General features: G+C 75.9%; 5 protein-coding genes. 1 reads left to right on the top strand and 4 read right to left on the bottom strand.

Translation table 11 applies throughout. The features are described 5' to 3' along the window. Nucleotides 1-175: 175 nt before the first annotated feature. The gene (locus EAO71_RS38025; protein ID WP_187282948.1) at nucleotides 176-418 is read right to left on the bottom strand and encodes an ANTAR domain-containing protein; all 243 of its coding nucleotides are present in this window, start codon (nucleotides 416-418) and stop codon (nucleotides 176-178) included. A gap of 217 nt (nucleotides 419-635) precedes the next feature. Here EAO71_RS38025 and EAO71_RS35010 point away from each other — a divergent pair, with 217 nt between their 5' ends. Continuing rightward, complete coding sequence (locus EAO71_RS35010) at nucleotides 636-983, top strand: DUF3040 domain-containing protein (protein WP_147981863.1); 348 nt, start codon at nucleotides 636-638, stop codon at nucleotides 981-983. A 134-nt stretch (nucleotides 984-1117) separates the two neighbouring features. Here the strand turns inward: EAO71_RS35010 and EAO71_RS35005 are convergent, their stop codons facing one another. The 3 genes from EAO71_RS35005 to EAO71_RS34995 form a co-directional block, all read right to left on the bottom strand. Further along, the gene (locus tag EAO71_RS35005) at nucleotides 1118-3853 is read right to left on the bottom strand and encodes an AfsR/SARP family transcriptional regulator (RefSeq protein WP_147981864.1); all 2736 of its coding nucleotides are present in this window, start codon (nucleotides 3851-3853) and stop codon (nucleotides 1118-1120) included. A gap of 86 nt (nucleotides 3854-3939) precedes the next feature. Beyond that, nucleotides 3940-6126 carry a PAS domain-containing protein gene (locus EAO71_RS35000; protein ID WP_147981862.1) on the bottom strand — a complete coding sequence of 729 codons (2187 nt, stop codon included), beginning with the start codon at nucleotides 6124-6126 and terminating at the stop codon, nucleotides 3940-3942. A 96-nt stretch (nucleotides 6127-6222) separates the two neighbouring features. Beyond that, nucleotides 6223-6600, bottom strand: coding sequence for a VOC family protein (locus tag EAO71_RS34995; RefSeq protein ID WP_147981861.1), 378 nt, complete (start codon nucleotides 6598-6600; stop codon nucleotides 6223-6225). Nucleotides 6601-6641: the final 41 nt, after the last annotated feature.

Here is a 6641-nt window from a genome sequence, read left to right as displayed (position 1 = left end):
GTGCCCGCCGTGTGCGGATCGGGGGCGAGATCGCCCCGGCGCAGATCCTCCTCCAGCTCGGCCAGGATGCGCCGCTCGCGCGGGGAGAGCCGTGGTCCGTCCATCGCCGACACCTCCTTCGGTCCGGCGGGACGCCCCGGCGGGCGGCCTCGGCCTTCTCGTACCGACCCCCGGTTCAAGCGTGCCTCACCGCGAGGTCCTCGGCGGTGAGGCCGGTCGCGTCGGCGAGCGCGTCCAGGTGCTCGGCGGCCTCGGCCGGGGACAGCCGCAGCTGCGCGGCGAGGACGCCGGTCGCGAGGTCGAGGAGATGGCTGCGTGCGAGCCGCGCCCGCAGCCGCCGGATCTCGTCGGGGAATCCGGTGCGGCCGGCGTGGTCCGCGTGGTCGGACGGGCCCGTCGGGCTCGGGGAGCCGGGCAAGAGGACCTCCGTTCCGCCGTTTCGTGGACGTCCGGAGCAGGGAGTTTCCGCTCCGGATTCTACCCGCGGACGCGTCCCGGCCTCAGGGCCGCACGTGCGCGACCCGCTCTCGGGAGGACCGGAGCCTCGCGGTGAGGCACGCTTGAACCGGGGGTCGGTACGAGAAGGCCGAGGCCGCCCGCCGGGGCGTCCCGCCGGACCGAAGGAGGTGTCGGCGATGGACGGACCACGGCTCTCCCCGCGCGAGCGGCGCATCCTGGCCGAGCTGGAGGAGGATCTGCGCCGGGGCGATCTCGCCCCCGATCCGCACACGGCGGGCACCGGCCACACCGGACACCGGTCGGCGAAGCGCGTCCGGGGTGCGGGCAGACGGCCGTCGGGGCGTGTCCTGGCCGTGCTCGGCGTGGTGTCCCTGGCGCTGCTCGTCCTCGGCATCGCCACCGAGAAACCCGCTCTGATCTGGGCCTTCACGGCTGTGTGGGTGCTGACGCTGATCTGGCTCATGCGCCTGGTGATCCGCTGGACGCGACGGCTCCAGAGCCGCGGGAGCAACGACGGGAGATGACGTCGCACCCTTCCGTACGGAGGCGGGTCCCGCGGATCCGTCTCCGTACGGTGTGAGCGGCGGGGCGCACGCGCCGCGGCCCCGGGGGCCTCGCCGACGTTCGGTCCGGTGCGGCCGTCCCGTGGAGCGTCGGGTCAGGTCCGCGCCGTCAGCCTGCGCTTCGCCATGTCGTACCGGGCGCGGAGCCCCACGTCCGGTGAGACCCGCAGCAGGGCGCCCAGCGCCGCGACCGCCCCCTCGTCGAAGCCGGAGGACTCCGCGTCGAGGGCGGCGCGCTCCAGACGTCGGATGCCCTCGGCCTCGTCGCCCCCGCCCAGCAGGGCCTCGCCGGCCGCCGTGCACAGCAGGACGCGCGCCGCCGACGGTGTCTCCCGCGGGTCCTCCAGTTCCAGGGCGGCGGTCGCCGCGTCGAACGCCTCCTGCCATTCCCCGGCGGCCAGCCGGTGTCGCGCCAGATGGTGCAGGGCGAGCCGCTCGGTGTGGCGGTCGTCCGCGGTGCGGGCCAGCCGGGCGGCGGCCACGCAGCGCTCCGCGGCCTCGTCGAGGCTGCCCAGCTCCGCCTGGACCAGGGAGAGATTGACCAGCGCCGTCGCCTGGCCGCGCGGATCGCCCGCCCGGGCGGCCAGCGCGGGGGCGGCTTCCAGACGGGCGAGCGCCTCGCGCGTGCGGCCCTCCTCGGTGAGCACCCAGCCGAGCAGGGCAAGGACCCGTGCCTCGGCGCGGACGTCGCCGTCGGCCCGGGTCGCCGCGAGTGCCGTCTCCAGCAGCGGGGTCCAGCCGCCGCGGACCCGCCACACGATCTGCGGCCAGAGCGCCAGGACGATCCGCCAGGTCCGGCCGTGCAGTCCGGCGTCGTGCGCGGCTTCGGCCGCCAGGACCAGGTCGTCGCGTTCGGCCGCGTACCAGTCCATGGCCTGCGCGCGGTCCGCGAACTCCCGGATCGCCGGCGGGGCGTGGAAGTCCGCGGGGAGCGCGAAGCAGGACTCGGCCGCCGGTTCGGCCGCGCCGGCGGCCGCCAGCGCGGTGGCCACGGTGTGGTCGAGGACCCGGACGACCGTGTCGGCCCCGGCTTCCAGGCCGCGCGCGTAGAGCCGTACGAGGTCGTGGAGAGTCCAACGCCCCGGCGCGGTCCGGGTGACGAGGTGGGCCGCGGCCAGCCGGTCCAGCGCGGCGTCGGCCTGGTCCGGGGCGGTGCCGGCCAGCGCGGCGGTCGTGTACCGGTCGACGTGGGTCCCGGGGTGGCGGCCCAGGTGCGCGAAGTGGTGGGCGGCGTCCTCGGGAAGCCGGCGCACGGTCAGCCGCAGAGCCGCCCGGACGCCGGTGTCCTCGACGTCGAGCAGGCTCAGCCGCCGCGACTCGTCGGAGAGTTCGTCGGCCATCGCGCTCAGGGACCACTCCGGCTGGTCCGCGAGGCGGGCCGCCGCCACCCGGAGCGCCAGGGGCAGACCGCCGCACAGTTCGGCGATGCGCCGGGCGGCCACCGCCTCGGCCGTGACGCGCTCCGTTCCGAGGACCGCCCGGAGCAGGGCCGTGCCGTCCGCCGGTTCCAGCACGTCGACGGGGACCGGGCGGGCGGCGTCCGAGGCGATCAGCCCGCGCAGCCGGTACCGGCTGGTGACGACGGTGACGCAGCGGACTCCGCCCGGCAGCAGGCCGCGGACCTGCTCGGATCCGCGCGCGTTGTCCAGCACGACGAGGAGCCGGCGGTCGGCGGCCAGGGAACGGAACAGGGCGGACGCGCCGTTCACCGACTCCGGGATCCGGCGGGGCGGGACGCCGAGTGCGGGGAGGAACTCCCGCAGCACCTCCAGCGGGGTGGGTTCGCCGGTGTCGCCGAAGCCGCGCAGGTCCGCGTGGAGCAGGCCGTCCGGGAAGCCGGCCCGGTTGCGGTGGGCCCAGTGCACCGCGAGGGCCGTCTTGCCCACGCCGGCTGGGCCGGTGACGAGGCAGACGGGCGCCTCGCCGGCGGCGGCGCGGGACAGGGCGGTGAGTTCGGCGGTACGGCCGTGGAAGCCGCGGGGCGGGCGCGGCAGCAGGTCGGCCGGCGCCATGGGTTGCGGGGTGGCCGGTTCGTACGCGGTGAGCGGGACGGACGGCGGGCCCTGCGGCCGGACGGTGTCCGCCTCGCCGTCCTCTCCGCTGAGGGCGGACGCATAGGCGTCCGCGAGTTCCCGGCCGGGGTCGACGCCCAGTTCGTCGGCGAGCAGCCGGCGGGTGCGGTGGAACCAGTCGAGCGCTTCGGAGCGCCGGCCCGCGCGTCTCAGGGCCGTCATCAGGGCGGCGGACAGCGTTTCGCGCAGGGGATGCGCGTCGGCCTCGGCCCGCAGGACGGCCGCGGCCCGGGCGTGCTCCCCCAGGCTCGCGTACCCGGCGGCCAGCGACTCGACGGTGGCCAGCCGCAGTTCCTCCAGCGCGTGGGCGGCGGCCTGGAGCGGCGGGCTCGGGTACGCGCCGGTGAGCGCGGGGCCCTGCCACAGTGCCAGTGCCTCCTTGTACATCGCGACGCCTTCGGCGGCCACGCGCTGCCCGCGGGCGAGGGTGACGAGCTCCTCGAACCGGTGGGCGTCCAGGAGGGTTTCCGGCATCCGCAGCACGTACGCCGGTCCCTGGGTGGCCAGTTCGACGCCGTACGTCTCCGCGTGCGCGTCGGCGAGCAGCGCCCGCAGGCGGGACACGTGCCCCTGGACGACACTGCGCGCCCGGGGCGGCGGCTCGTGGTGCCAGAGGGCTGCCGTCAACTGCTCGACGGGGACGGGGCGGTTGGGCCGCAGCAGCAGGGCCGCCAGCAGGCTGCGGCGCTTGGCGGGGCCGAGGGCCGGTTCACCGGCGCCGGTGACGACGGACACCGCTCCGAGCAGCCGGAACTCCACTGACACAACTCCTCGTGGGGGAAGGGGTCAGATTACCGGAGGCGGGTGAGGCTCTCGGAGGTCCGGCCCGATGCACCGGACGCCTCCTAGGGGGCCAGCGCGACCTCGGCCCAGACCGTCTTGGTGTCGTCGGCGTAGCGCACACCCCAGCCCTCGGCCATGGTGGCGCAGATGTGGAGTCCGCGGCCGCCCTCGTCGACGGCCTTGGCGTGGCGCAGGTGCGGTGCGGTCGGAGCGCTGTCGACGACCTCGCAGATCAGCGCGCGGTCGCTCCTGATGAGCCGCAGGGTGATGGGTGCGGCGCCGTACCGGAGGGCGTTCGTGACGAGCTCGCTGACCACGAGTTTCACGTCGAAGGGGTCGACGGGCACGCCCCAGTCCGCGACGAGTTCCGCCGCCCGGGCTCGTGCCTGCGCCACGGCCGAGGGGGCGGGGGGTACGTCCCACTCCCTGAGCTCGTCCGGCGGCAGGAGCCGGGTCCGGGCGACGAGGAGGACGCGGTCGGGTGCCAGCAGGTGCTGGACGGCGTCCGCCATCTGCTCGGGGCCGTGGTCCGGATGGCGGAGGGCGTCCACCAGCTGCTCGGTCGACGGGCCCGCCTCGCCGTCCCGCACGGCGGAGGCGAGGCACAGGGTGCTGCCCGCGGGGAGCGTGTGGGTGGCGCTCGCGAACGGGGGCCCGTCGGCGCCGAGGAGCGGTCCTTCGGCCACGGGCTCGGGGTCCACCGAGCCGTCGGGCCGGACCACGGCGAAGAGCGAGGTACCCGCGCGGGCGACGTCCAGCCTCCCCTCGGCGGGGTCCCAGACCGCGAACGTGCAGCTCGCGGTCGGTTCGCCGGGTCGGGGTGCGGAGCCCTGTTCCCCGGCCAGCCGGCGGGTGGTGGCGTGCAGCCGGGCCAGGAGTTCGTGCGGGTCCAGATCGAGCGTGGTGAGGCTGTGGACGGCGGTCCGCAGCCGGCTCATGGTGGCCACCGCGCTGAGCCCGGCGTGGTGCACCTGCCCCACCACGAGGGCGACCCGGGCGCCGGGCAGTGGGATGACGTCGAACCAGGATCCGCCGCCCCGGCCGCTGGGGCGGTGGCGCTGGGCCACCTCGATCGCGCGCTGCGTCGTCCGTTCCTGCCGCAGCGGCCAGCTCTGCAGAGCGGTCATGACGATGTGCTCGCGGGTGAAGCGCAGCGCGTTCTCCAGGCAGGTGGCGGTACGCGCCACGATGCCGTCGGCGAGGGCGAGGTCGTCGGGGCCGAAGGGTTCGAGGGTGCTCCGGCGCTCGAAGGCGACGACCCCGAAGATCTGCCCGCGCACCGCGAGGGGGGCGACCAGCCGGAGCCCGACGGGACCGTCGCCGTGCGGGTCCCCGGTGGGCAGCAGTGTCGGGGCCTTCGGGAGCTCGTCGCCGAAGAGACCGGGCAGCAGGACGGTGCCGACCTCCGTGACCGGGGCGGAATCGTCCGCTTCGCCGGTGGCGGCGCAGCGCAGGAGCGGTGCGCCCTCCTCGGTGACCAGGTCGGGGGCCTGGCCCCGCAGGACCGCGTCCGTCAGGGCCACCAGGGCCGAGTCGGCGAAGCCGGGCACGGTCACCTCGACGAGCTCCCGGGCCGTGCGCTCGACGTCCAGGCTGCTGCCGATCCGTTCGTGGACGTCGTGCAGCAGGCGCAGGCGGGCCTGGGCCCGTTCGCGGTCGGTGACGTCCACGGCCGTCACGACCACGCCGAGCGGCTGCCCGGAGCCGTCCTCCAGGCGATGGACGGCGGTCGAGAAGACGTGTTCGTGCTGCGGATCGAGGCGCGGATGGAAGCGGACCAGTACGTTCCGGACCGGTCTGCCGGTCTCCAGCACCTCGCGCAGCATGCTCTCGACGCCGGTCACGCCCTCGGTGGCGTACACCTCGACGACGGGCCGACCGATGATCTCCTCTCGGGCGACCCCGCGCATGCCGACCGCCACGGGATTCACCCGGACCGCGCGCAGGTCGCGGTCGAGGACGTGCAGCCCGACGGCGGACTGGTCGAAGACGGCGTCGAGCACGGCCTCGTCCAGGTCGCCCATGTCCTCCCCGGCCCGCCACACACCCCATTCCGGCTCGCCGGAGCCGCCCGGCACGCGCCCGACGAGCCAGCGGCCGTCGGGGGGACCCGTGGAGAGCAGCTCGGGCACGCTCCGTCCGACGGCCTCCTCGTCCCGGCGGCCGAACAGGCGCTCGGCGCCCAGGCTCCAGCGCACCACCTGCCCGGTCCCGTCCAGGGTGAAGAGAGGCGCGTGGTTTCGCGACATGGATCGACTCTCGCACCTTCGCCCGTCCGGCGCATTTTCCGGGCCGTGCGGGCCGCCCCGCCGGCGGTCGTCAGCGGCCGGCGCGGTGCCCGGGGGTCAGTGGCGGACCAGACAGAAGGGGTGCCCGGCGGGGTCGGCGTAGACCCGCCAGGAGCGCCCGCCGGCACCCTCGTCCAGCACGGCGGCCCCGAGGGCCAGCACCTCGTCGTGGGCCCGGTCGAGGTCGGCCACACCGAAGTCCGGATGGAGCTGCTGCGGCGCCGCGGGGTCGCCCCAGCGCGGCGGGCGGTGGTCGGCCGCCCGCTGGAAGGCGAGGACGAATCCGGACGGCGTGTGCAGGGTCGACCAGTCCTCGCCGACGGCCCACCGGCGGTCCGGACGGTCGACGGCACCACCGAGGAGCGCCCGGTAGAACTCGGCGAGCTTCCGGGGGTCGGGACAGTCCAGCACCACGCACTGCAGGTCGGCGATCATGCTCCGGATCCTAGGGGGTGTCCTGGGCGCGGGTAATGGGG

Origin of the sequence: Streptomyces sp. MS191 (assembly GCF_008042125.1) — a bacterium.
Lineage (GTDB): Bacteria > Actinomycetota > Actinomycetes > Streptomycetales > Streptomycetaceae > Streptomyces.
Note: the sequence above shows the minus strand (reverse complement) of the source record. Positions and strands in the feature narration are given on the sequence as shown.

What these genes read in the sequence shown, in the direction of transcription:
- EAO71_RS35010 (WP_147981863.1), top strand. Translation starts at nt 636, where the DNA reads ATGGACGGACCACGGCTCTCCCCGCGCGAGCGGCGCATCCTGGCCGAG.
- EAO71_RS35000 (WP_147981862.1), bottom strand. Translation starts at nt 6,126, where the DNA reads ATGTCGCGAAACCACGCGCCTCTCTTCACCCTGGACGGGACCGGGCAG.
- EAO71_RS34995 (WP_147981861.1), bottom strand. Translation starts at nt 6,600, where the DNA reads ATGATCGCCGACCTGCAGTGCGTGGTGCTGGACTGTCCCGACCCCCGG.